This is a genomic window from Saccharothrix sp. NBAS 001 (assembly GCF_056640475.1).
In genome coordinates this window covers 3899701-3925122 of sequence record NZ_CM153251.1, presented here as the reverse complement: position 1 = coordinate 3925122, position 25422 = coordinate 3899701, and the positions used below count along the sequence as shown (strand labels likewise).

The window sequence follows — 25422 nt, the reverse complement described above, 5'->3', positions numbered from 1 at the left end:
GGAGGAGAAGCCCGATGGCCGACGACCCACGAGACGTCCGCGCGTGGTTGGTCGAGCGCGTGGCGACCTACCTCCAGCGCGCGCCCGAGGACGTCGACCCGGGGGTGGAACTCACCGAGTACGGGCTGGACTCGCTGACCGCGCTCGCCCTGTCCGCCGACCTGGAGGACCGCTACGACCTGGTGCTGGACCCGGCGCTGGCGTGGGACCACCCGACGATCGACGCCCTGGCCGCCGCGCTGGTCGAGCTGATCGGGAAGCGGGCCGCGTCGTGACCGCGCTCCCGCTGACCGCCGCGCAGCACGACGTCCTGGTCGCCGAGCGGCTCGCGCCCGGCGGCGCCCTGTTCACCTGCGGCGTCTACTTCGACGTGCCCGACGAGGTCGACGCCGCCCTGCTGGCGGCGGCCGTGCGCCGCGCGGTGGCCGACACCGAGGCGCTGCGGGTGCGGTTCACCCTCGACCCGCCGACCCAGACCGTGACCGACCTCGCCGGGGACCTGGAGGTCGTGGAGGTCGCGGACGAGACCGCCGCGCGGGCGTTCGTCGACGCCGACCAGGCGGCGCCGCTCGCGGTCACCGACGAGCGGCTGTTCCGGCACGTGCTGCTGCGGCTGGGCCCGCGCCGGCACTGGCTGTACTTCCGCTACCACCACGTGCTGCTCGACGCGTACGCGCTGTCGTTGTACGGCAAGAGGATCTGGCAGGTCTACACCGCGCTGCAGGCCGGTGAACAGCCCCCGCCGGCCGGGTTCGGCGCGCTGGCCGACGTGCTCGCCGAGGAGGCCGGCTACACCGCGTCGCCGCGCTTCGAACGGGACCGCGCGCACTGGGCGGCGGCGCTGGCCGACCCGCCGGAACCCGCCGACCTCGGGACCGGCGCGACCGGTCCGGCGCGCAGCCTGCCCGGCGCGACCGCGCTGGTGCCCGACGCGCCGCACACCGGGCGCTGGTCCGTGCCGGTGATCGCGGCGATGGCCGCGCACACCCACCGCGCCACCGGGGCGACCGACGTCGTGGTCCGGCTGTTCATGGCCGCCCGGCTCGGCCCGCACGCCCTGCGCACGCCGTCCATGCAGGTCAACGACGTGCCGCTGCGGCTGCGCGTACGCCCGTCCGACACCTTCGCGCAGCTGTGCGCGCAGGTCGCCGAGCGGCTGCCGGACGTGACCCGGCACCAGCGGTTCCCGGTCGGCCGGGCGCACCGGGACGTGTCCGGCCCGGCGGTCAACGTGCTGCCCTTCGCCGTCGACCGGGTGCGGGCGGGCCGGGTCGACGCGCAGGTGCGGCACCTGGCGTCCGGGCCGGTGCGCGACCTGGTGCTGGACGCGAGCCCGGCCGACGGCCTGCGGCTGACGTTCAACGGGCACCCCGGCCGGTTCACGCCGGAGAGCCTGGCCGGCCACCGCGACCGGTACGTGCGGCTGCTCGCCGCCGCGACCCGGGAGCCGGACCGCCCGATCGGCGGCCTGGACCCGTCCACCGACGCCGAGCGCAGGTGGCACGCCGGCACGCCCCCGCCGGACGCCCGCCCGGTCCTGGCGGCGGTGCGGGCGCAGGACCCGGCCGCCGAGGCGGTGGTGTTCGCGGGCGCGCGGATCACCTACGGGGAGCTGGCATCCCGGTCGGACCGGGTCGCCCGGGGGCTGCGCCTGGCCGGGGTCGGCGTCGGATCCCGGGTCGCCGTGGCGCTGCCGCGCTCGGTGGAACTGGTGGTGGCGCTGCTCGGCGTGCTCAAGGCCGGCGCGGCCTACCTGCCGGTGGAGCCCGACCTGCCCGCGCACCGGGTCGACCGGCTCACGGCGGGCGCGGCGTTCACGATCACCACCGCCACCGGCGAGTTCCCCGACGAGGACGCCACGCCGTTCGACGCCGGGGTGCTCGGTGCCGACGCCGCCTACGTCCTGCACACCTCGGGCTCGACCGGCACGCCCAAGGGCGTCGTGATCACGCACGACGGCCTGGCCAACCGGCTGGCCGGGATGCGCGAGCGGCACGGGACCACCGCCGCCGACCGCGTGCTGCACAAGACCCCCATCGGGTTCGACGTCTCGGTGTGGGAGCTGCTGCTGCCCCTGACCTGCGGCGCGACCCTGGTCGTGGCCGAACCGGGCGCGCACCGCGACCCGGCCGCGCTGACCGCCCTGCTCGCCGCCGAGCGGGTCACCGTCGCGCACTTCGTGCCGTCGCTGCTCGCCGTGTTCCTGGCCGACGGCGCGTTCCCGGACTCGCTGCGGCTGCTGGTGTCCAGCGGCGAAGCCCTGCCGCCGGAGCTGGTCCGCCGCTGCCGCGCGGCGACCTCGGCGCGCCTGTTCAACTACTACGGGCCCACCGAGGCGTCGATCGACGCGACGGCGTGGGAGTGCGACGACTCCGGCGCGGTGCCGATCGGCACGCCCGTCGCGGGTGCGGCGGCCTACGTGCTGGACGCCGCGCTCGCCCCCGCACCGGCCGGCGCGGTCGGCGAGCTGTACCTGGCGGGCGTGCAGCTGGCCCGGGGCTACCTCGACCTGCCCACCGGCACCGCCGAGCGGTTCGTGGCCGACCCGCACGGCCCGGCGGGCTCCCGGATGTACCGGACCGGCGACCTGGCCCGGCGGCGCGCCGACGGCGTGCTGGAGTACGCGGGCCGGGCCGACGACCAGGTCAAGGTCAACGGCCAGCGGGTCGAGCCCGGCGAGGTGCAGGCGGTGCTGGCCGGGCTGCCCGGCGTCGACCGCGCGGTCGTGGTCGCCCGGCGCACCGCCACCGGCGGCACCCACCTCGTCGGCTACCTGACCGGCGCGCCGCGGGCCGAGCCGAGGGCGTGGCTGGCCGCCCGGCTGCCCGCGTTCCTGGTGCCCGCCGCCGTGCTCACCGTGCCCGAGATCCCGTTGACGCCCAACGGGAAGCTGGACCGGCGCGCGTTGCCCGCGCCGGACGCCCCCACCGGGCGAGACCCGCGCACCGGCACCGAGCGCGTGCTGCGCGACCTGCTCGCCGACCTGCTCGACCGGCCGGACCTGGGCGTCGAGGACGACCTGTTCGCGGCGGGCGCGGACAGCATCCACGCCATCCGCCTGGTCGGCCGCGCCCGCGCGGCGGGACTGCTGCTCGCCGCCCGCGACGTGCTCGACCACCCCACCGTCGCCGCGCTCGCCGAGGTGGCGGGCCGCGCGGTGGTCGAGGTGGACGACCCGGTCGGCGAGGTGCCGGCCACGCCGATGGCGAGGTGGCTGGCCGGGCTCGGCGGCCCGACCGACGGGTTCGCCCAGTCCGTGCTGCTGGTCGCCGAACCCGGGCTGGACCTCGCCCGGCTGACGGCCGCCTGGCAGGCGGTGCTGGACCGGCACGACGCGCTGCGGCTGCGCGGCTCGACCGTGCGCCCGGTGGGCGCGGTGTCGGCGGCGGACTGGGTGGTCCGAGGCGTCGACGTCGCCGCCGAGCGGGAGGCCGCCCGGAGCGCGCTGGCACCCCGCGACGGGGTCGTCGGCCGGGTCGTGTGGTTCGACCGGGGCGCGGAACCGGGCCGGTTGCTGCTGGTGCTGCACCACCTCGTGGTCGACGGCGTGTCCTGGCGGGTGCTGCTGCCCGACCTGGCCGAAGCGCTCGCCGCGCTCGGCGAGGGCCGGCCCGCGCGGCTCTCGCCCGCCGGCGCGTCGTGGCGGCGCTGGGCTGCCGCACTGCCCGCCGAGGAACCGGGCGAACCGGTCGCGAGTCCGGAGTGGACGATCGGCGACCGGCCGCCGGACCCGGCCGTCGACGTGCGCGGCACCGCCCGGACGATCACCGTCACGCTGTCCGCCGACCTCACCGACACCCTGGTCACCGCGCTGCCCGCAGCGGTGCGGGGCACCGCCGAGGACGTGCTGCTCGCCGCGCTGGTCCGCGCGGTCGGCGAACCGCTGGCCGTCGACGTCGAGCGGCACGGCCGCGACCAGGTGCCCGGTCTGGACGTGAGCACGACGGTCGGCTGGTTCACCCGGATCGTGCCGGTCCGCCTCGACCTCGCCGAGCAGCAGCTCAAGCGCACCAAGGAGGACCTGCGCCGGCCCGCGCGCCCGACCGCGCCGCCGATCGGCTTCACCTACCTGGGCCGGATCGACCCGCCCGGCTGGGCGTTCGCCGACGAACCCGGCGTCGAGCCGGTCGCGCTGCTCGCCGACGACGCGCTGCCGTTCGCGCACCGGCTGGAGATCGACGCGCACGTCCGGGACGGCGCGCTGACCGCCGCGTGGACGTTCCCCGGCACCCTGCTCGACGACGCCCCGGTGCGCGCGCTGGCCGACCGCTGGGTGGCCGCGCTGCACGACCTCGCCGGGCGGACGGCCGGCGGGCTGACCCCCTCGGACGTGCCGCTGGTCGAGATCGGCCAGGACGAACTCGACCGGTTCCCCGGCGCGGTCGACGTGCTGCCGCTGGCCCCGCTCCAGGAAGGGCTGCTGTTCCTGGCCCTGTACGAGGAGGAGGACCCGTACGTCGGCCAGCTCGTCCTGCGCGTCGAAGGCGGGGTCGACGTGGACCGACTGCGCGCCGCCGCGACCGCGTTGCTGCGCCGGCACCCCAACCTGCGCGCCGGCTTCCGCAGCCGCTCGCACGGCGCGCCCGTGCAGGTCGTGCCCGCCGCCACCGGGGCGGTGGTCGCCGTGCGGGACGCCGGGGAGGACCTGGCGCGGTTCCTGGCCGCCGACCGGGCGCGCGGGTTCAGCGTGGTGCGCCCGCCGCTGCTGCGGTTCACCGTGCTCGGCGACCGGCTGGTGGTCACCCACCACCACCTCCTGCTCGACGGCTGGTCGCTGCCGCTGCTGGTGCACGAGCTGTTCGCGCTGCACGACGGCGTCGACCTGCCGCCCGCGCCCCGCTACCGCGACTACCTCGCCTGGTCGGCCCGGCAGGACCGGGCGCGGTCGGTCGCCCGTTGGCGGGCCGAACTCGACGGCCTGACCGGGCCGACGCTGCTCGCGCCCGCCGCCGGCGGACCGGGCCACGCCGTGCACGAGGTGGCCGTGCCCGAGGACGTCACGGCCGCGATCACCGCCCTCGCGCGCTCGCGCGGCACCACCCTCAACACCGTCGTGCAGGCGTTGTGGGCGTTGGTGCTCAGCGGCGCGACCGGACGCGACGACGTGGTGTTCGGCGCGACGGTGTCCGGCCGGCCCGCCGAGCTGCCCGGCGTGGAGTCCATGATCGGCCTGTTCATCAACACGCTGCCGGTGCGCGCCCGGCTGGACCCGGCGCGGTCGTTCGCCGACCTGCTGCACGACCTGCGCCGGCGGCAGGCCGACCTGGCCGACCACCACCAGGTCGGGCTGGCCGACCTGACCCGGGGCGGCGACCTGTTCGACACCGTGCTGGCGTTCGAGAACTACCCCGCGCCACCGGCCGGCCGCCGGATCCGGGCCGACCTGGTCGAGCGGTCGCACTACCCGCTGACCCTCTCGGTGTTCCCGGAACCGGCGCTGCGGCTGCGGTTCGCGCACCTCACCGGCCGCATCGACGGCCCGACCGCCGCCGCGCTCGCGGACCGGCTGGTCGCGCTGGCCACCCGGGTCGCGCACGACTTCGACGTGCCGCTGGGCGCGCTGGTCACGCCGGGGGACCGGGCGCTCACCACGACCCCCGCCGCCGTCGAGCCCCTGCCCGCGCCCGCCGGCACCCCGCAGGAACAACGCCTGCGCGACCTGGCCGCCGAGGTGCTCGGCGTGCCCGACCTGGCCGCCGACGACGGGTTCTTCGCCCACGGCGGCACGTCGATCCTGATGATCCGGCTGGCCCACCGGGTGCGCGACGAGTTCGGCCTGCGGCTGACGCTGCGCGACGTGTTCGCCGCGCCCACCGCCGCCGGGCTCGCCGCCCGGCTCGCCGCGTCCGCCCCCGACGTGGCCGGGGTGGTCGCCGCGCCGCGCCCGGACCGGGTGCCGCTGTCGTTCACCCAGGAACGGATGTGGTTCCTCCAGCGCCTCCAGGGCGGTTCCGGCACCTACAACATCCCGCTGGCGATCCGGCTGGCCGGCCCCGTCGACGCCGGGGCGCTGGCCGCCGCGCTCGCCGACGTCGTGGACCGGCACGAGCCGCTGCGCACCGTGTACCCGGAGGACGCGGACGGGCCGCACCAGGTCGTGCTGCCGCCCGGCGGCGGACCGGCGCTGGAGGTCCTCGACGGCCCCGACCCCGACCTGACCGGGCCCGCCGCGCGGCCGTTCGACCTGACCGCCGACCTGCCGGTGCGCGCCACCCTGTTCCGCACCGGGCCCGAGACGGCCGTGCTGCTGCTCGTGGTGCACCACATCGCCACCGACGGCTCGTCCATGCGCCCGCTGGCCGACGACCTCACCGCCGCCTACACCGCGCGGCTGGCCGGCCGCCCGCCGCGCTACCCGCCGCTGGACGTGCAGTACGCGGACTTCGCGCTGTGGCAGCGCGGCACGCTCGCCGCCGAGCTGGACCGCCAGGTCGAGCACTGGCGGGAACGGCTCGCCGGGCTGCCGCAGGAGGTCACGTTCCCGACCGACCGGCCACGCCCGGCGGTCGCCACGCACGCGGGCGCGCACGTGCCGTTCGAGGTGCCGCCCGAGCTGTACGCGGCGGTGCTCGACCTCGCCGGGCGCACCGGCAGCACCCCGTTCATGGTGCTCCAGGCGGCTGTGGCGCTGCTGCTGACCAAGCTGGGCGCGGGCGAGGACGTGCCGATCGGCGGCGCGGTCGCCAACCGCGCCGACTCGGTGCTGGACCGGGTCGTCGGCGTGTTCATCAACACCGTCGTCTACCGCTTCGACACCTCCGGGGACCCGGCGTTCACCGAGCTGCTCGACCGGGTCCGGGACACCGGGCTGTCCGCCTACGCCGCCCAGGACGTGCCCTTCGAGCGGCTGGTGGAGCAGCTCAAGCCCGAGCGGTCCCGGTCCCGGCACGTGTTCTTCCAGGTCATGGTGGCGTTGCTGGACTTCTCCGACGCCGACCTGGAACTGCCCGGCGCGCACGCGGACGTCGACCCGGTCACCACGGCCACCTCGAAGTTCGACGTGCACTTCGACTGCGTGGTCGACGGCGACCGGCTGCGCTGCCGGCTGGAGTACGCCACCGACCTGTACGACCGGAGCACCGCCGAGTCGTTCGCCGAGCGGTTCCTGCGGGTGCTGGCCGCCGTCACCGCCGACCCCGGCCGCCGGGTGTCCGAAGTGGACGTGCTGTCGGCGCGGGAGCGCCGCCAGGTGCTGCACGCGTGGAACGACACCGCCGCGAGCTGGGACGAACCGTCGATCGTGGAGCTGCTGGAGGCGCAGGACCCGGCCGGCGTCGCGGTGGTCTTCGAGGACGAGCGGGTCACCTACGGCGAGTTCAACGGCCGGGTCAACCGGCTGGCGCGGGCGCTGCGCCGGCGCGGGATCGGGCCCGAGTCGCGGATCGCGGTCATGCTGCCGTACTCGGTGGACCTGGTCGTCGCGCTGTGGGCGGTGATCAAGGCCGGCGCGTCCTACGTCCCGGTCGACACCGGCTACCCGCCGGACCGGATCGCCTACCTGCTGGCCGACTCCGGCGCGGCGCTGCTGATGGCGCGGGTCGACGTCGAGGGGTTCGAGCGGATCCCGGTCGACGCGCCCGACGAGTCGTCGGCGAACCTCGGCGTCCTCGCGCACGGCGACAACGGCTCGTACATCATCTACACCTCCGGCTCCACCGGCCGTCCCAAGGGGACGGTCAACACCTACGCGGCGATGGCCAACCGGTTCAACTGGATGCAGCGGGACTACCCGCTCGGCCCGGCCGACCGGGTGCTCCAGGCGACCCCCACCGGGTTCGACGTCTCGGTGTGGGAGGTGTTCTGGACGCTGTCGCGCGGCGCGGCGCTGGTCGTGCCGAAGCCCGGCGGGCACCGCGACCCGGTCTACCTGTCGCGGCTGATGCACCGCGAGTCGGTCACCGTCGCGCACCTCGGCGCGACCCGGCTGGCCGCGTTCCTCGCCGAAGCCCCATTGCCCGCGTCCGTGCGGTACGTCGAGTCCGGCGACGAGGTGATGCCCGCCGAGCTGATCCGCCGGTTCCACCGCGAGTCCACCGCCGTGTTGACCAACGCCTACGGGCCGACCGAGGCCGCGATCGACGTCACCCGCTGGACCACGCCCGCCGAACCCGGCGTGGTGCTGATCGGCGGCCCGGTCGCGAACACCCGCGCGTACGTGCTGGACGCCCGGCTCGCGCCGGTGCCGCCCGGCGTCCGGGGCGAGCTGTACCTGGGCGGCGTGCAGCTGGCCCGGGGCTACCTCGACCGGCCCGCGCTGACCGCGCAGCGGTTCGTCGCCGACCCGTTCGGCGCGCCCGGCGAGCGGCTCTACCGCACCGGGGACCTGGTGCGCTGGACCACCGGCGGCGAACTGGAGTACTTCGGCCGCGCCGACGACCAGGTCAAGCTGCGCGGCCAGCGGATCGAACTGGGCGAGATCGAGTCCGTGATGGCCGGGCACCCCGGCGTGGCGCGCGCCGCCGCCGCGGTGCACGACCAGCGGCTGGTCGGCTACGTGGTGCTCGCCGCGCCGGTCGACCACGCCGAGCTGCGCGACCGGCTCGCCGCCACGCTGCCCGCGCACATGGTGCCGCCGCTGGTGCTGGAGCTGCCCGCGTTCCCGCAGACCCCCAGCGGCAAGCTGGACCGCGCCGCGCTGCCCGCGCCGGACTTCGCGCCGCTGACCGGGCGCGCGCCCGCCGGTCCCCGCGAAGAACTCCTGTGCGCGCTGTTCGCCGAGGTGACCGGTGTGCCCGGGGTGTTCGCCGACGACGACTTCTTCGCGCTGGGCGGCCACTCGCTGTCGGTCGCGCGGCTGGCCAACCGGATCCGCGCCACGTTCGGCGTCGAGGTCGAACTCGCCACCCTGTTCGACCACTCGACCCCCGCCGCGATCGCCGAACGCCTCGACGGCGCGGCGGCCCGGCGGCCCGCCGTGACCCCGAGGCCGGCCGGTGACCGGGTGCCGCTCTCGCACGCCCAGGAGCGGCTGTGGTTCCTGCACCGGCTGGAGGGGCCGTCGGCGACCTACAACCTGCCGATCGCGCTGCGGCTGTCCGGCGAGCTGGACGTGGCGGCGCTGGCCGCCGCGCTGGACGACGTCGGCGCGCGGCACGAGGCGCTGCGCACGGTCGTCACCGAGGACGGGCACGGGCCGTGCCAGGTCCTGCTGCCCGCCATCCCGCCGCTGACCACCGTGCGCGCCGACGGCCTGGACGCGGCCGGCGTCGACGCGGCGCTGGCCGAGGTCGTCGGCACCCCGTTCGACCTGTCCGCCGAGGCGCCGATCCGGGCCACCCTGTTCGACCTCGGCGGCGGCGAGCACGTGCTGCTGATCGTGCTGCACCACATCGCCGGCGACGCGGCCTCGATGTTCCCGCTGGCCGACGACTTCACCACCGCCTACGCGGCCCGCGCGGGCGGCGGGCGCCCGCCGTGGGCGGCGCTGGAGGTCCAGTACGCCGACTACGCGGTGTGGCAGCGCGACGCGGCGGCCGGGCGGCTGGCGGACGGGCTGGCGCACTGGACCTCCGTGCTGGCCGGGATGCCCGAGCAGCACGGGCTGCCGACCGACCGGCCGCGCCCCGCCGTCTCGTCCTACCGGGGCGCGACGGTGGAGTTCGCGGTGCCCGCCGAGGTCCACCGGGGGCTGGTCGACCTCGCCCGCACCCACCACGTCACCTTGTTCATGGTCGTGCACGCCGCCCTCGCCGCGCTGCTGCACCGCTCGGGCGCGGGCGACGACGTGGTGATCGGCTCGCCGGTCGCCAACCGGCCGGACGAGGCGCTGGCCCGGCTCGTCGGGTTCTTCGTCAACAGCCTGGTGCTGCGGGTCGACCTGTCCGGCGACCCGAGCTTCGCCGAGCTGCTGGGCCGCGTGCGCGCGGTGGACCTGGCCGCGTACGCGCACCAGGACGTGCCGTTCGAGCGCGTGGTGGAGGCGGTGAACCCGGCCCGCTCGACCAGCCGGCACCCGCTGTTCCAGGTCCAGCTCAACTGGGCCGACGCCGACCAGCAGGAGATCTACGAGCTGGCCGTGGACCTGCCCGGGGTGACCGGCCGGGTGGTGCCGCTGACCTCCGCCACCGCCAAGTTCGACCTGGCGTTCTTCCTCACCGAGCAGCGCGCGGGCGGGCTGTCCGGGCTGCTGGAGTTCGCGACCGACCTGTTCGACCCGGCCACCGCGCGGCGGCTCGTCGCGCGCTTGGTGGACGTGCTGGCGTCGGTGGCGGCCGAGCCGCAGCGGCGGGTCGGCGACCTGGACGTGGTCGGCGACGCCGAGCGGGCGCTCGTGGCGCGCTGGAACGACACCGCGCACGAGCTGCCCCCGGGCACGCTCACCGACCTGGTCGAGGCGCGGGTGGCGCTGCACCCGGACGCACCGGCCGTGGTGTTCGGCGCGACCACGCTGTCCTACCGGGACCTGGACGCGCGCGCCACCGCGCTGGCCCGGCGGCTGGCCGAGCTGGGCGCGGGCCCGGAGCGGTTCGTGGCCGTGCTGCTGCCCACCTCCGAACTGGTCCCGGTGGCGTTGCTGGCCGTGCTCAAGTCCGGCGCGGCCTACCTGCCGCTGGACCTCGGCCACCCGGCGCGGCGGCTGGCGTTCATGCTCGACGACATCGCGCCGGTCGCGGTGATCACCACCCCGGAGTTCGCCGACCGCGCGGGCGCGATCCCCGTGGTGTCGCCGCTGGACAGCGGCACCGGCGAGGTCGGGCGGGCGCGGCCGGGCAACGCCGCGTTCGTGATCTTCACCTCCGGCTCGACCGGCCGGCCCAAGGCCGTCGTGGTCGAGCACCGCTCCCTGGTCGCCTACCTGGCCTGGGCCGCGCACGAGTACGACGGCCTGCGCGGGCGGGCGCTGGTGCACTCGCCGGTCGCGTTCGACCTGACCGCCACCGGGCTGTGGGGCCCGCTGATCTCCGGCGGCTCGGTGGAACTGGTCGGCTGGGGCGCGGCCGGTCCGCAGGGCTCGGTCGGGCGGCCCGACTTCGTCAAGGCCACCCCCAGCCACCTGCCGCTGCTGGGCGAGGTGCCCGACGAGTTCTCGCCCCGCCACCAGCTCGTGCTCGGCGGCGAGTCGCTGCCCTCCGACACGCTCGCCGTGTGGCGGGCCGCGCACCCCGGCGCGACCGTCCTCAACGAGTACGGGCCCACCGAGACCACGGTGGGCTGCACGGTGTTCCGGGTCGCGCCCGGCGACACCGTGCCGCCCGGTGTCGTCACCATCGGCACGCCCGCGTGGAACACCGCCGCCCGCGTCCTGGACGACCGGCTGCGCCCCGCCCCGATCGGCGTGGTCGGCGAGCTGTACATCGCGGGCGAGCTGGTCACCCGCGGCTACCACGGCCGGCCGGGGCTGACCTCGGGCCGGTTCGTCGCCGACCCGGAGGGCCCGGCGGGCAGCCGGATGTACCGGACCGGCGACCTGGCCCGGTGGACGCCCGCCGGCCTGCTGGAGTTCGCCGGCCGGGTGGACGACCAGGCCAAGATCCGCGGGTTCCGGATCGAACCCGGCGAGGTCGAGGCCGTGCTCACCGCCGTGCCGGGGATCGCGCACGCGGCCGTCGTGGTGCGCGAGGACCGGCCGGGCGACAAGCGCCTGGTCGCCTACGTCGTGCCCGAGGCGGAGGTGGACGTCGAGACCCTGCGGACGGCCGCCGCGCGGGCGCTGCCGGACTACTCGGTGCCCTCCGCGTTCGTGGTGCTCGACTCGTTGCCGCGCACCGTCAACGGCAAGCTCGACCGGCGCGCCCTGCCCGCGCCGGACGTGACCGGTCCGGGCCGCGCGCCCGCGCCGGGCCTGGAAACCCGGGTGGCCGAGGTGTTCGCCGACGTCCTGGGCGTGCCCGAGGTCGGCGCGGAGCAGGACTTCTTCCGGTCCGGCGGGCACTCGCTGCTGGCCGTCCGGCTGGTCAACCGGGTGCGCGAGGTGTTCGACGCCGAACTGTCCGTCCGGGACGTGTTCGAGCACCCGACCGTGGTCGGCGTCGCCGGGCTGCTCGCCGACACCGCGCCCGCCCGGCCGCCGCTGGCCGCCCGGCCCCGGCCGGCGCGCGTCCCGCTCTCGGCCGCGCAGCAGCGGATGTGGTTCCTGGACCGGCTGGACGGGCCGTCCGCGAGCTACACCATCCCGGTCGCGCTGCACCTGGCCGGCGAACTCGACGTGGCCGCGCTGCGGGCGGCGTTCGGCGATGTCGTGGCACGGCACGAAGTTCTGCGCACGGTGATCGCCGCCGACGCGGACGGGCCGCACCAGGTGCTGCTGGCCGGCGAGCCCCCGTTCACCGTCGAGGAGCACTCGGCCGCCGCCCTGGACCGCGCGGCGGACCGGGTGTTCGACATCGGCGCGGAGCACCCGGTGCACGCGACGCTGTTGCGGGCCGGCGACCGCGAGCACGTGCTCGTGCTGGTGGTGCACCACATCGCGGGCGACGGGACGTCCCTGCGCGTGCTGGCGGCGGACCTCGCCGCCGCGTACGCCGCCCGCCTGGCCGGGCACGCCCCGGACCGGCCGCCGCTGCCCGTCCAGTACGCGGACTTCGCGCTGTGGCAACGGGAACTGCCCGACGACGACATCCCGTTCTGGACCGCCGCGCTCGCCGGCGCACCCGAGCGGACCACCCTGCCCGCCGACCGGCCGAGCCCCGCGACGCCGTCGCACCGGGGCGCGACCCACCGGTTCACGGTGCCCGCCGGGCTGCGCGCGGCCGTGGCGGAGCTGGGCCGGGAGCGGGGCGCCAGCGAGTTCATGGTGCTGCACGCCGCCCTGGCGGCGCTGCTGAGCCGCTCCGGCGCGGGGACCGACGTGGTGATCGGCACGCCCGTGGAAGGACGCCCGGACCGCGCGGCCGAAGACCTCGTCGGCCTGTTCGCCACCACGCTCGCGCTGCGCGCCGACCTGTCCGGCGACCCGACGTTCGCCGAACTGCTGGCCCGCGTGCGCGCCGCCGACCTGGCCGCCTACGCGCACGCCGGCACACCGTTCGAACAGCTCGTGGAGGTGCTCAACCCGACCCGCTCCCGGGCGTGGCACCCGGTGTTCCAGGTGATGCTCGCGGTCAACCCGCCCAGCGCCGCGCCCTCGCTGCCGGGCCTGGCCGTGTCGCTGGTGGACCTGCCCGCGCACCGGGCGAAGTTCGACCTCTCGCTGCTGCTGGAGGAGACCGCGACCGGCTGGACCGGGGTCGTGGAGTACGCCACCGACCTGTTCGACCCCGGCACCGTCGAGGCGCTGGCCGGGCGGTTCGCGCGGCTGCTCGCGGACGCCGTCGCCGACCCGTCCCGACCGGTGCGCGACCTGGCGCCGCCCACCCCCGCCGAACTCGCCGTGACGGCGGCCCGCAACGCCACGGCCCGCGACCGGTCCGACGCGCTCGTCGTCGACCTGGTCGAAGCGCAGGTCGACCGTACGCCGGACGCGGTCGCCGTGCTCTCCGCCGGCACCTCGCTGCGCTACGCCGAACTCGACCGGCGGGCCAACCGGCTCGCCCACCACCTCGCCGGGCACGGCGTCGGGCCGGGTGACGTGGTCGCCGTCGTGCTGCCGCTCTCGGCGGACCTGGTGGTGGCGCTGCTCGGCGTGCTCAAGTCCGGCGCGGCCTACCTGCCGATCGACCACGCCGACCCGCCCGCGCGGGTGGCGTCGCTCGCGGCCGGCGCGCGGCTGGTGCTCACCGAGGTCCCCGCCCTGGCCGGCCAACCCGACCACCGGCCTGGGATCGCGGTGCACCCGCGCTCGGCCGCGTACGTGATCTCCACGTCCGGCTCGACCGGCCGGCCCAAGGGCGTGGTGGTCGAGCACGTGGCGCTGGCCGGCTACCTGCGCACGGCGGCGCAGCTGTACCCGGCGGCCTCCGGTGAGGCCCTGGTGCACACCTCGCCCGCCTTCGACATGCCGGTGACCGTGCTGTTCACCCCGCTGACCACCGGCGGGCGGGTGCGGTTGGGCGCCCTGGCCGGCGCGCCGGACCTGCTCAAGGTCACGCCCAGCCACCTGCCCCTGCTCGACGGGGTGTCCGCGCGGACCCTGGTCGTCGGCGGCGAGGCGCTCGACGGCGCGGCGTTGGCCCGGTGGCGGGCGCGCCACCCGGACGCGCTGGTGGTCAACGAGTACGGGCCCACCGAGGCCACCGTGGGCTGCGTCGCGCACGTCGTGCCGCCCGACGCCTCGGGTCCCGTGCCGATCGGCCGGCCGCTGCCCGACGCGCGCGCGTACGTCCTGGACGAGCGGCTGCGGCCGGTGCCCGACGGCGTCTGGGGCGAGCTGTACCTGGCCGGTCCCGGCCTGGCGCGCGGGTACGCCGGACTGCCCGGCGCGACCGCCGAGCGGTTCGTGGCCGACCCGCACGGCGGGCCGGGGGAGCGGATGTACCGGGTCGGCGACCGCGCCCGGTGGACCTCCGCCGGCGTGCTGGAGTTCGGCGGCCGGGTGGACGAGCAGGTCAAGGTGCGCGGGTACCGGGTCGAGCCGGGCGAGGTCGAGGCCGCGCTGACCGCCCTGGCGGGCGTGCGGCGGGCCGCGGTCGTCGTCCGGGAGCAGGCGCTGGTCGCCTACGTGGTGGCCGACGGCGTGCTGCCCGACGTCCGGGCGGCGCTGGCCGCCGTGCTGCCCGCCCACCTGGTGCCCTCGGCGGTCGTCGAGCTGGACGCGATCCCGTTGACCCGCAACGGCAAACTCGACCGCGCCGCGCTGCCCGCGCCCACCGCGCCCGCCGGCCGCGCCCCGCGCGACCAGGTCGAGGAGCTGCTGTGCGGGCTGTTCGCCGACGTGCTGGGCGTGCCCGGGGTCGGCCCCGACGACGACTTCTTCGCGCTGGGCGGGCACTCCCTGCTGGCCACCGCGCTGGTCAACCGGATCCGCGCGGCCACCGGCGCGGACGTGGACCTGCGCCGGGTGTTCGACACCCCGACCGCCGCCGGGCTCGCCGCCTCGGTGACCGGCGGCCGGCGCGCCGAGCCGTTCCGCGCGCTGCCCCGACCCGAGCGGCTGCCGCTGTCGTTCGCCCAGGAACGCCTGTGGTTCCTGCACCAGTTGGACGGCCCGTCGGCCACCTACAACGTGCCGGTCGCGCTGCGGCTGACCGGTGCCGTGGACGTCGCGGCGCTGACCTCGGCGATCGCCGACGTGGTCGGCCGGCACGAAACCCTGCGCACCACCTACCGGGACGGTCACCAGGTCGTGCACGCCGCCGGCCCGCCGGCCGAGGTCGTGGACGACTCGGACTCGGCGGTCGCCGACGTGGTCGGGCACCGGTTCGACCTGGCCGCCGAACCGCCGTTCCGCGCCCGCCTGGTGCGCCGCGCCGACGATCTGCTGCTCGTCCTGGTGCTGCACCACATCGCGGGCGACGCGGTGTCCATGACGACCCTGGCCCGCGACCTGTCCACCGCCTACACCGCGCGCCGCGCGGGCCTGGCACCCGACCTCCCGCCGCCCGCCGTCCAGTACGCCGACCTCACGCTGTGGCAGCGGCACGTGCTCGGCTCGGACCGCGACCCCGGCAGCGCGCTCTCCCGCCAACTGGCGCACTGGGTGGACCTGCTGGCCGACGCGCCCGCCGAGCTGGCGCTGCCCACCGACCGGCCGCGCCCCGCCGTCGCCTCGCACCGGGGCGACGTGGTCGCGTTCGCCGTGCCGGGCGCGGCGCGGCTGACCGCCCTGGCCCGCGCGCACGGGGCCACCCTGTTCATGGTGCTGCACGCCGCGTTCGCGGCCCTGCTCGGCAAGCACGGCGCGGGCACCGACATCGTGCTGGGCGCGCCGGTCGCCGGCCGCACCGACGAGGCCACCCGCGACGTGGTCGGCCTGTTCGTGAACACGCTGGTGCTGCGGGTGGACCTGTCCGGCGACCCGACCTTCGCCGAACTGCTGGCCCGCGTCCGCGCGGTCGACCTGGACGCCTACGCCCACCAGGACGTGCCCTACGAACGCCTGGTGGAGGAGCTGAACCCGGAGCGCTCCACGGCGCGGCAGCCGATCGTGCAGGCGACCGTCGGCCTGGACAACACCGGCGGGCCCACGGCGCTCGACCTGCCCGGCGTGACCGCGACACCGCACCCCCTGGCCTCGCCGTCGGCGAAGTTCGACCTCTCGCTCACGTTCGTCCAGGCCCCGGACGACGCGGTGGCGGCCACGCTGGAGTTCGCCGCGGACCTGTTCGACCGCGCCACGGTCGAAGCCCTCGCGGCCCGCCTGGTCCGCCTGCTGTCCGCCGTGCGGGCCGCGCCGGACACCCCGCTGAGCCGGCTCGACGTGCTCTCCGCCGACGAGCGCCGCCGCGTGCTGCACGACTGGCAGGGCGACACCCGCGACCCGGCGGGGCACACCGTCACCGGCCTGTTCGCCGACCGGGTCGCCGCCGACCCGGACGCGATCGCGGTGGTCGCCGGCGGGCACGCCCTCACCTACGCCGACCTCGACGCCGCCTCCGGCCGGCTGGCCGCGCGGCTGCGCGCCCTGGGCGTGCGGCCCGAGTCCGCCGTGGCGCTGCGGGTGGCCCGGTCGGCGGACCTGGTCGTGGCCACCCTCGCGGTCCTGCGCGCGGGCGGCGCGTACGTGCCGCTGGACACCCGGCACCCCGACGCCCTGCTGGAGCGCATCCTCGCCGACACGGCGGCGGTCGCCGTGGTGACCGACGACGGCGTCGACCACGGCCTGCCCGCCATCCACCTCGGCCGGACCCCACCCGCGCCGACGCCCGACCCGGCGGGCCCCGACGCGCCCGCCCACCCCGACCAGCTCGCGTACGTCATGTACACCTCGGGCTCGACCGGCACGCCCAAGGGCGTCGCGGTGACGCACCGGGACGTCGTGGCGCTGGCCACCGACCCGACCTGGCGGGGCGGGGCCCACGAACGGGTCCTGCTGCGGTCCCCGCACGCGTTCGACGCCTCGACCTACGAGCTGTGGACGCCGCTGCTGTCCGGCGGCCGGGTCGTCGTCGCGCCGCCCGGCGAACCGGACCCGGCCGCGCTGCGCCGCCTCCTGGTGGACGAGAAGGTCACCGCCGCGTTCCTCACCGCCGCGCTGTTCACCGTGCTGGCCGAGGAGGACCCGGCGGTGCTGGCCGGGCTGCGCGAGGTGTGGACCGGCGGCGAGGCCGCCTCGCCCGACGCGGTCCGCCGGGCGCTCGCCGCCGGCGTGGCCCCGGTGAACGGGTACGGGCCGACCGAGACCACCACGTTCGCCACCGCCCACCGGGTCACCGGGGTGCCCGGCGGCACCGTCCCGATCGGCCGCCCGCTCGCCGGGCGGCGCGCCTACGTGCTCGACGCCCGGCTGAACCCGGTGCCGCCGGGCGTGACCGGCGAGCTGTACCTGGCGGGCGCGGGCGTGGCGCGCGGGTACCTCGGGCTGCCCGGCGCGACCGCCGAGCGGTTCGTGGCCGACCCGTTCGGCCCGCCCGGCGCGCGCGCCTACCGGACCGGCGACCTCGTCCGGCACGACGCCGAGGGGCTGCTGGAGTTCGTCGGGCGGGCCGACGCCCAGGTCAAGGTCCGCGGGTTCCGGATCGAGCCGGGCGAGGTCGAGGCGGCGCTGACCGCCGACCCGGACGTCCGCCAGGCCGTCGTGGCGGTGCGCGAGGACGCCGGCGGCGAGCGGGTGCTGCTCGCCTACGCGGTGCCCCGCCCCGGCCGCCGGCCGGACCGCGACCGGCTGCGCGCGGTGCTGGAGAGCACCCTGCCGCACTACGCCGTGCCGTCCGCGATCATCGTCCTGGACGCGCTGCCGACCACCCCCAACGGCAAGCTCGACCACCGCGCGCTGCCCGCGCCGGTCCCGGACGCCGGACGCGGCCGAGGCCCCCGGTCGCCGCGCGAGGAGGTGCTCGCCCGGCTGTTCGTGGAGGTGCTGGGCGTGCCGGCGGTGTCCGTGGACGACGACTTCTTCGCCCTGGGCGGCCATTCGCTGCGGGTCACCCGGCTGGTCAGCCGGGCCCGCGCGGTGCTCGGCGTCGAACTGCCCGCCCGCGACGTGTTCGAGGCGCGCACCGTCGCCGGCCTGGCCGCCCGGCTGGACCGGCTCGACGCGGCCCGCCCGGGGGTGGTCGCGCTGCCGCCGGCCGACCGGGTGCCGCTGTCGTCCGCCCAGCGCAGGCTGTGGTTCCTGCACCGCTTCGAGGGCCCGTCACCCACCTACACCATCCCGCTGGCGCTGCGGCTGCACGGCGTGCTCGACACCGACGCGCTGGTGTCGGCGGTCGCCGACGTGGTGCGCCGGCACGACGTCCTGCGCACCGTGTTCGCCGAGGACGACGCCGGGCCGCACCAGGTCGTCCGGCCCGGCGCGGACGGCGTCGCCGAGGTGCTCGACGTGCGGCCCGACGAGGTGGCCGACCGGGTCGCGGCCGAGGTCGCCCGCCCGTTCGACCTGGCCGGCGAGGTCCCGGTGCGGGTCCGGGTGCTGCGCGCCGGACCCCGGGAGAGCGTGCTGCTGGTGCTGCTGCACCACATCGCCGGCGACGCCGAGTCGATGCGGGTGCTCGCCGCCGACCTCGCCGCCGCCTACCGCGCCCGGCTGTTCGGCGAGCGCCCGCAGTGGGCGGACCTGCCCGTCCGCTACGCCGACTACGCCCGGTGGCAGCAGGAGGTGCTGGGCGCGGCCGACGACCCGACGAGCTTCGGCGGCCGGCAGGCGGCGCACTGGCGCGACGTGCTGGCCGGGCTGCCCCAGGAGTTGGCGCTGCCGGTCGACCGGCCCCGGCCCGCGACCGCGACGAGCGCGGGCGCGGCCGTGCCGCTGGAGTTCGACGCGGCGGCGCACCGCGCGCTGGCGGCGGTCGCCGAACAGCACGCGGCGACGGTGTTCATGGTGCTGCAAGCCGGCATCGCGGCCCTGCTGACCGCGCTGGGCGCGGGCACCGACATCCCGGTCGGCACACCGGTCGCGGGCCGGGTGGACGACGCGCTGGACGGCGTCGTCGGCCTGTTCCTCAACACGCTGGTGCTGCGCACCGACACCTCGGGCGACCCCGCGTTCGCCGACCTGCTCGGCCGGGTCCGGGCCACCGCGCTGGACGCCTACGCGCACCAGGAGCTGCCGTTCGAGTGGCTGGTCGAGGCGGCCGGCCCGGACCGCGCGCCCGGCCGGCACCCGCTGTTCCAGGTGGCGCTGTCGTTCCGCAACAACGCCGAGGCGGTGTTCGCGCTGCCCGGCCTGACCGCGACGCCGGTCGCCGCCGACCTGCCCGCCGCCAAGTTCGACCTGTCGTTCAGCCTCACCGAGCGGTTCGACGCGCAGGGCCTGCCCGCCGGCGTCGACGGCGAGGTGCAGTACGCCACCGCGCTGTTCGACCGGGACACCGCCGCCGGGATCGCGGCCCGGCTGCGCCGGCTGCTCGACCAGGCCACCGCCGACCCGACCACCCCGATCGGCGCGCTGGACGTGCTGCTGCCCGGCGAGACCGGCGCGGTCGCCGGACCCGCCGCCGACCCCCGGCCGGGCACGCTGGTCGAGGAGTTCGAACGCGCGGTGGCCGCGCACCCGGACGCGGTCGCCGTGCTCGACGGCACCACCGCGATCACCTACCGCGAGTTCGACCGCCGCGCCAACCGGCTGGCGCACCTGCTGATCGGCCGGGGGATCGGACCCGAGTCGGTGGTGGCGCTCGTCCTGCCCCGCTCGGCCGAACTGCTGGTGGCCGCGCACGCGGTGGTCAAGGCCGGTGGCGCGTACGTCTCGCCGGACCTCGACGACCCGAGGCTGCCCGCCCTGGTCGCCCACGCGCGGCTGGTGGTGACCGACCGCCCGCACCTGGTGCCGGGCCGGCCCGTGCTGGACCCGGCCGACGCCGCCGGACAACCCGACACCGCGCCCACCGACGCCGACCGCACCGCGCCGCTGCGCCCCGGGCACCCGGCGTGCGTGGTGTTCACCTCCGGCTCGACCGGCACCCCCAAGGGCGTGGTCGTCCAGCACGACTCGGTGGTCAACCACCTGCGCTGGCTCCAGCGCACCTACCGGCTGACCCCGGACGACCGGGTGCTGCACAAGACCCCGGTCGGGTTCACCGTGGCCGTGTGGGAGTTCTTCTGGCCGCTGCAGACCGGCGCGACCACCGTCGTCGTGGAGCCGGGCGGCCACCGCGACGCCGAGCACCTGGCCGCGCTGGTCGCCCGCCACCGGATCACCGCCGCGCACTTCGTGCCGTCGATGCTGGCCGTGCTGCTCGCCACCGCCGACCCGGCCGACCTGGCGACGCTGCGGCACGTGTTCGTCGGCGGCGAAGCCCTCACCCGCGACCTGCACGACCGGTTCACCGCCACGTTCGGCTTCCCCGCCCGCTACAAGTACGGCTCCACCGAACTGACCTGCGACGCGACCGCGTGGCAACCCGACGACGACGAGCACCCGCTGGTCCCGCTGGGCGGGCCCGTCGACGGCGCCCACGCCTACGTGCTCGACGCCCGCCTGCGCCCGGTGCCGCCCGGCGTCGTCGGCGAGCTGTACGTGGCGGGCACGCCGGTCGCCCGGGGCTACGCGGGCGACCCGGGCCTGACCGCGCGCCGGTTCGTCGCCGACCCGGCGCGCCCCGGCGGGCGGATGTACCGGACCGGCGACCTGGCCCGGCTGGACCGCCACGGCGTCCTGCACTTCGCCGGGCGCGCCGACCAGCAGGTCAAGGTGCGCGGTGTCCGGGTCGAGCCGGGCGAGGTGCAGGCCGCGCTCGCCGCGCAGCCCGGCGTGCGCGACGCGGTCGTGGTGCTGCGGGACGACGCGCTCGTCGGCTACGTCACCGGCGAGGTCGACCCCCGCGCCGCCCGCGCCGGGGTCGCCGCCCACCTGCCCGGACACCTCGTGCCGTCGGCGGTCGTGGTGCTGCCCGCGTTCCCCACGACCACCACCGGCAAGCTGGACCGGGCCGCGCTGCCCGCGCCGCCGCCGCACGCCCCGACCGGCCGGGCGCCCGCCACCGCCGACGAACGCGCGCTGTGCCGGCTGTTCGCCGAGGTGCTGGGCGTGCCCGAGGTCGGCGTGGACGACGACTTCTTCGCGCTGGGCGGCCACTCCCTGCTCGCCACCAGGCTGGTCGGCCGGGTCCGCGCCGAACTCGGCTGGGCGCCGACCGTCCGCGCGCTGTTCGACACGCCCACCGTCGCGGGCCTGGCCGAGCGCCGCACCGCCGGCGACCCGGCGGCACCGCTGCTGCCGCTGCGCACCGGCCCCGGCGTCCCGGTGTTCTGCCTGCCCCCGCTGGGCGGGCTGAGCTGGGCCTACGCCGGGCTGAGCCGGCACCTGGACCCGCGCTGGCCGGTCTACGGGGTGCAGGCCCCGGGCCTGGACGGGCGCACCCCGCGCCCGGCCGACCTCGGCGCGCTCGCCGCCCACTACCTCGACCTGGTCCGCGAGGTCCGGCCGAGCGGCCCCTACCGGCTCGTCGGCTGGTCGTTCGGCGGCCTCGTGGCGCACGAACTGGCCGTGCGGCTCCAGGAAGCCGGGCACGAGGTCGCCCTGCTCGCGCTGCTCGACACCTACCCGCGCGACCCCGGCACCCCGGACCGCCCGGAAGCCGAACTGCTCGCCGGGGTCGCGCCGCCGGCCGAACTCGCGGGCCTCGACCACGACCGGCTCGTCGCCGCCCGGGACGTGTTCGTCGGCAACAGCGCGCTCGCCGCCGGGCACGTGCCCCGGACGTTCACCGGCGACCTGGTGTTCTGCCGGGCGACCCGGCTCGACCCGGGCGAGTCGCCGCGCGACCCGCTGCTGTGGCGACCCCACGTCACCGGCCGGATCGACGTGCACCCGGTGGCCGCCACCCACAACGGCATGCTCGCCGACCGGCCCGCCGCCGTCATCGGCCGGCTGCTGACCGGCCGGCTGCACCGTCAGGAGAGGACAACGCCGTGACCAACCCCTTCGACGACCCCGACGGCGTCTACCTGGTACTGGTCAACGCGGAGGACCAGCGGTCGCTGTGGCCCGCGTTCGCCGCCGTGCCCGCCGGGTGGACCACCGAGTTCGGCCCGGCCGGCCGCGCCGACTGCCTCGCGCACGTCGAACGCGAGTGGACCGACCTGCGCCCGGCGAGCCTGATCGAGGCGATGGGTCGATGAGCACCACCACGCTCGCCACCGCCGACGTGGTGGCGTTCGGCCTGCTCGCGCGCTCCCTGGTGGACAGCGCGACCACGAGCGTGGACGACCCCGGGTGGATCGCCGCCGCGCGCGCCGGCTGGGAGGACGCGCCGGTCCCGCTGCGCCGGCTGGTCCGCGAGTTCCGCCGGGACTCCGGGCCGGACGGCCGGCTGCTGGTCGGCGGGCTCCCGCTGGGGGACGTGCCGGACACCCCGAGCGCGGCGGGCTCCGCGCAGCGCACCCCCTCGCTGCCGGCCGCGCTGCTGCTGCTCGTCGCGCACGGCCTGGGCGACCCGGGCTCGTTCGCCGCCGAGAAGACCGGCGCGCTGGTGCACGACGTGGTGCCGGTGCCCGGCCAGGAGACCGTGCAGGGCAACACCGGCTCGGTCGAACTGACCTTCCACACCGAGAACGCGTTCCACCCGCACCGCCCGGACTTCGTGCTGCTGCTGTGCCTGCGCCAGGACCACGACGCGGTCGCCGAACTGCGCACCTGCTGCGCGCGGCGGGTGCTGCCGGACCTGACCGCCGACGCGCGCGCGGCGTTGGCCCGCCCCGAGTTCACCACCCTCGCGCCGCCCTCGTTCGGCGGCTCCGGCCGCCACCGCGACCACGCCGTGCTCACCGGCGACCCGGCCGACCCGGACCTGTGCTTCGACGAGGTCGCCACCAGCGCGGCCACCGACGCGGGCCGGGCCGCGCTGGCCGAACTCGCGGCGGCCGTCGCCCGGCGGCACGACCGGACCCGGCTGCGGCCCGGCGACCTCGCCGTCGTGGACAACCGGGTGACCCTGCACGGCCGGTCGGAGTTCACCCCGCGCTACGACGGCCGGGACCGCTGGCTGCAACGCGTGTTCGCGTTCGCCGATTTGCGCCGCTCCCGCGACCACCGGCCGGCCGACGCAAGCGTGCTGGCCCGATGACCCCGGCGGTCGCGGGCCTCGACCTGGCCGACCCGGTGCTGCACGCCGAGCACGACCTGTCGCAGGTGTGGCGGGAACTGCGCGCCACCGCACCCGTGTGGTGGCACCGGCCGATCGCCGACCGGCCCGGGTTCTGGGTCGTGAGCCGCCACGCCGAGGCGACCGAGGTCTACCTCGACCCGAACCGGTTCTCCTCCGCCCGGGGCAACGTGCTGGCCTCGCTGCTGACGGGCGGCGACTCCGCGAGCGGCGTGATGGCCGCGGTCACCGACGGCCGCCGGCACCGCGACCTGCGCCGGGTGCTGATGGAGGCGTTCGCGCCCCGGCGGCTGGCCGGCGCGGTCGAGCGGGTCGCCGAGCACGCCCGCGCACTCGTCGCGGCGGCCGTCGAGCGGGGTGCGTGCGATTTCGCCGAGGACGTCGCCGCGCCGCTGCCCCTGGCGGTGATCTGCGACCTGCTCGGCGTGCCCGTCGCCGACCGGCCGCACCTGCTGGCGCTGACCGGGGTCGCGCTGGGCTCCGACACCGCCGAGCAGTCGCCCGTCGACGTGTGGGAAGCCCGCAACGACATCCTGGGCTACTTCGAGAAGCTGGCCGCCGAGCGGCGCGCCCGACCCGGGTCCGACGCGGTGAGCGTGCTCGTCGCGGGCACCGTCGACGGCGTGCCGCTGACCACCGACGAGGTCGTGGCCAACTGCTACAGCCTCATCCTGGGCGGCGACGAGACCGCGCGGCTGGCGATGACCGGCGCGGTGCGGGCCTTCCTGGACCACCCCGGCCAGTGGCGGGCGCTGCGCGACGGCACGGCGGACGTGGCCACCGCCGTGGACGAGGTGCTGCGCTGGACCACCCCGGCCATCCACTTCGGACGGACCGCCGCGGTCGACACCGCGCTGGCCGGCACGCCCGTCGCGGCCGGCGACATCGTCACGGTGTGGAACTCCTCGGCCAACCGCGACGAGGCGGTGTTCGCCGCACCCGACACGTTCGACCTCGCCCGCACCCCGAACCGGCACCTGTCGCTGGGGCACGGCCCGCACTACTGCCTCGGCGCGCACCTGGGCCGGGTCGAGATCGCCGCGCTGCTCACCGCCCTGCGCGAGCACGTGCGCGCGCTCGAACCGGCCGGCGCGCCGGCCCCGGTCTACTCCACCATGCTCAGCGGCCTGCGGAGCCTGCCCGTGCGGTTGCTCCCGTGACGCCCGGACCGGCGGGCAGCGCGGTGGACCTCGACGTGTTCGACCGGTACGAGTCGAACGTCCGCAGCTACTGCCGCGCCTTCCCGGCGGTGTTCGCCCGCGCCGCCGGACACCACCTGTGGGACGTCGACGGGCGGCGTTACGTCGACCTGCTGTGCGGCGCGGGCGCGCTGAACTACGGCCACAACCCGCCGGAGATGGTGCGGCGGGTGGTCGACTACCTCACCTCGGGCGGCCCGGTGCAGTCGCTGGACCTGCACACCACCGCCAAAGCGGAGTTCCTGCGCCGGTTCGCCGACACCGTGCTCGTGCCGCGCGGCATGGCCGACCACGTGGTGCAGTTCCCCGGCCCGGCGGGCACGCTCGCCGTCGAAGCCGCCCTGAAGCCGGCCCGCAAGGCGACCGGGCGCACCGGTGTGATCGCGTTCCGGGGCGGGTTCCACGGCGCGTCGCTGGGCGCGCTGGCCGCCACCAGCTCGCCGCTGCTGCGCGGCGCGGCGGGCGTGCCGCTGCGGGACGTGACGATCCTGCCCCACGACGACGTCCCGGCGCTCCAGGACGCGCCACCGCCGGCCGCCGTGCTGCTGGAGACCGTGCAGGGCGAGGGCGGGCTCACCGTCGCGAGCGGGCCGTGGCTGACCGCCGTGCGGGCGTACGCGGACGCGGTGGGCGCGCTCGTCGTCGCCGACGAGATCCAGGCCGGGTGCGGGCGCACCGGCACGTTCTTCGGCTTCGACCCGGCACCCGACCTGCGGCCGGACCTGGTGTGCCTGTCGAAGTCGTTGAGCGGCATGGGCCTGCCGGTGGCCGCCCTGCTGATCCGGCGCGAGCACGACCGGTGGGCGCCCGGCGAGCACAACGGGACCTTCCGGGGCAACAACCTGGCCTTCGTCGCGGGCACGGCCGCGCTGGACCTGTGGGACGACCCGGCGTTCGTCGCGCACGCCGCCCGGCTCGCCGACGAGATCCCCGCGCTGCTGCGCCGGATCGTGGCCGGTCTGCCGGCGGGCGTCGCCGAGGTCGCGGGTCGCGGGGCCTTCAGCGGCCTCCGGTTCGCCGACCCGGACCTGGCCGAACGGGTCCGCGCGGCGCTGTTCCGCGCCGGGGTCGTGGCCGAGACCGCGGGCGCCGGCCGGGTGCTGAAACTCCTGCCCCCGCTGACGATGCCGCTCGCCGACTGGTCCGAGGTCGGCGACCTGGTCGGCGAGGTCGTGCTGGACACCGTCGCGCCCGCGTCGGTCTGA

Annotated in this window: 6 protein-coding genes; all 6 read left to right on the top strand. The window is 77.0% G+C overall.

The genetic code is table 11. The features are described from left to right. The first annotated feature begins 14 nt into the window (after positions 1-14). Genes AC0HI0_RS16340 through AC0HI0_RS16315 form a run of 6 tightly spaced genes read left to right on the top strand, consistent with a single transcriptional unit; the run spans position 15 to position 25422 of the window. Positions 15-275: an acyl carrier protein gene (locus tag AC0HI0_RS16340; RefSeq protein ID WP_480933216.1), complete on the top strand. Its 261-nt coding sequence runs from the start codon at positions 15-17 to the stop codon at positions 273-275. Further along, positions 272-21829 (top strand): non-ribosomal peptide synthetase, encoded by a 21558-nt coding sequence (locus AC0HI0_RS16335; RefSeq protein ID WP_480933215.1) that lies wholly within the window; start codon positions 272-274, stop codon positions 21827-21829. The genes AC0HI0_RS16340 and AC0HI0_RS16335 overlap by 4 nt, the downstream gene beginning before the upstream one ends. Continuing rightward, complete coding sequence (locus AC0HI0_RS16330) at positions 21826-22035, top strand: MbtH family protein (protein ID WP_480933214.1); 210 nt, start codon at positions 21826-21828, stop codon at positions 22033-22035. Before AC0HI0_RS16335 ends, AC0HI0_RS16330 begins: the two co-directional genes overlap by 4 nt. Further along, positions 22032-22979, top strand: coding sequence for a TauD/TfdA family dioxygenase (locus tag AC0HI0_RS16325; protein WP_480933213.1), 948 nt, complete (start codon positions 22032-22034; stop codon positions 22977-22979). The genes AC0HI0_RS16330 and AC0HI0_RS16325 overlap by 4 nt, the downstream gene beginning before the upstream one ends. Beyond that, on the top strand, positions 22976-24178 hold the full coding sequence (locus AC0HI0_RS16320) for a cytochrome P450 (RefSeq protein WP_480933212.1): 1203 nt from the start codon (positions 22976-22978) through the stop codon (positions 24176-24178). Before AC0HI0_RS16325 ends, AC0HI0_RS16320 begins: the two co-directional genes overlap by 4 nt. Then, positions 24175-25422 carry a diaminobutyrate--2-oxoglutarate transaminase gene (locus tag AC0HI0_RS16315; RefSeq protein ID WP_480933211.1) on the top strand — a complete coding sequence of 416 codons (1248 nt, stop codon included), beginning with the start codon at positions 24175-24177 and terminating at the stop codon, positions 25420-25422. Before AC0HI0_RS16320 ends, AC0HI0_RS16315 begins: the two co-directional genes overlap by 4 nt.

Coding starts and splice junctions, on each gene's coding strand:
- AC0HI0_RS16340 (WP_480933216.1), top strand. CDS start 15: ATGGCCGACGACCCACGAGACGTCCGCGCGTGGTTGGTCGAGCGCGTG.
- AC0HI0_RS16325 (WP_480933213.1), top strand. CDS start 22,032: ATGAGCACCACCACGCTCGCCACCGCCGACGTGGTGGCGTTCGGCCTG.
- AC0HI0_RS16320 (WP_480933212.1), top strand. CDS start 22,976: ATGACCCCGGCGGTCGCGGGCCTCGACCTGGCCGACCCGGTGCTGCAC.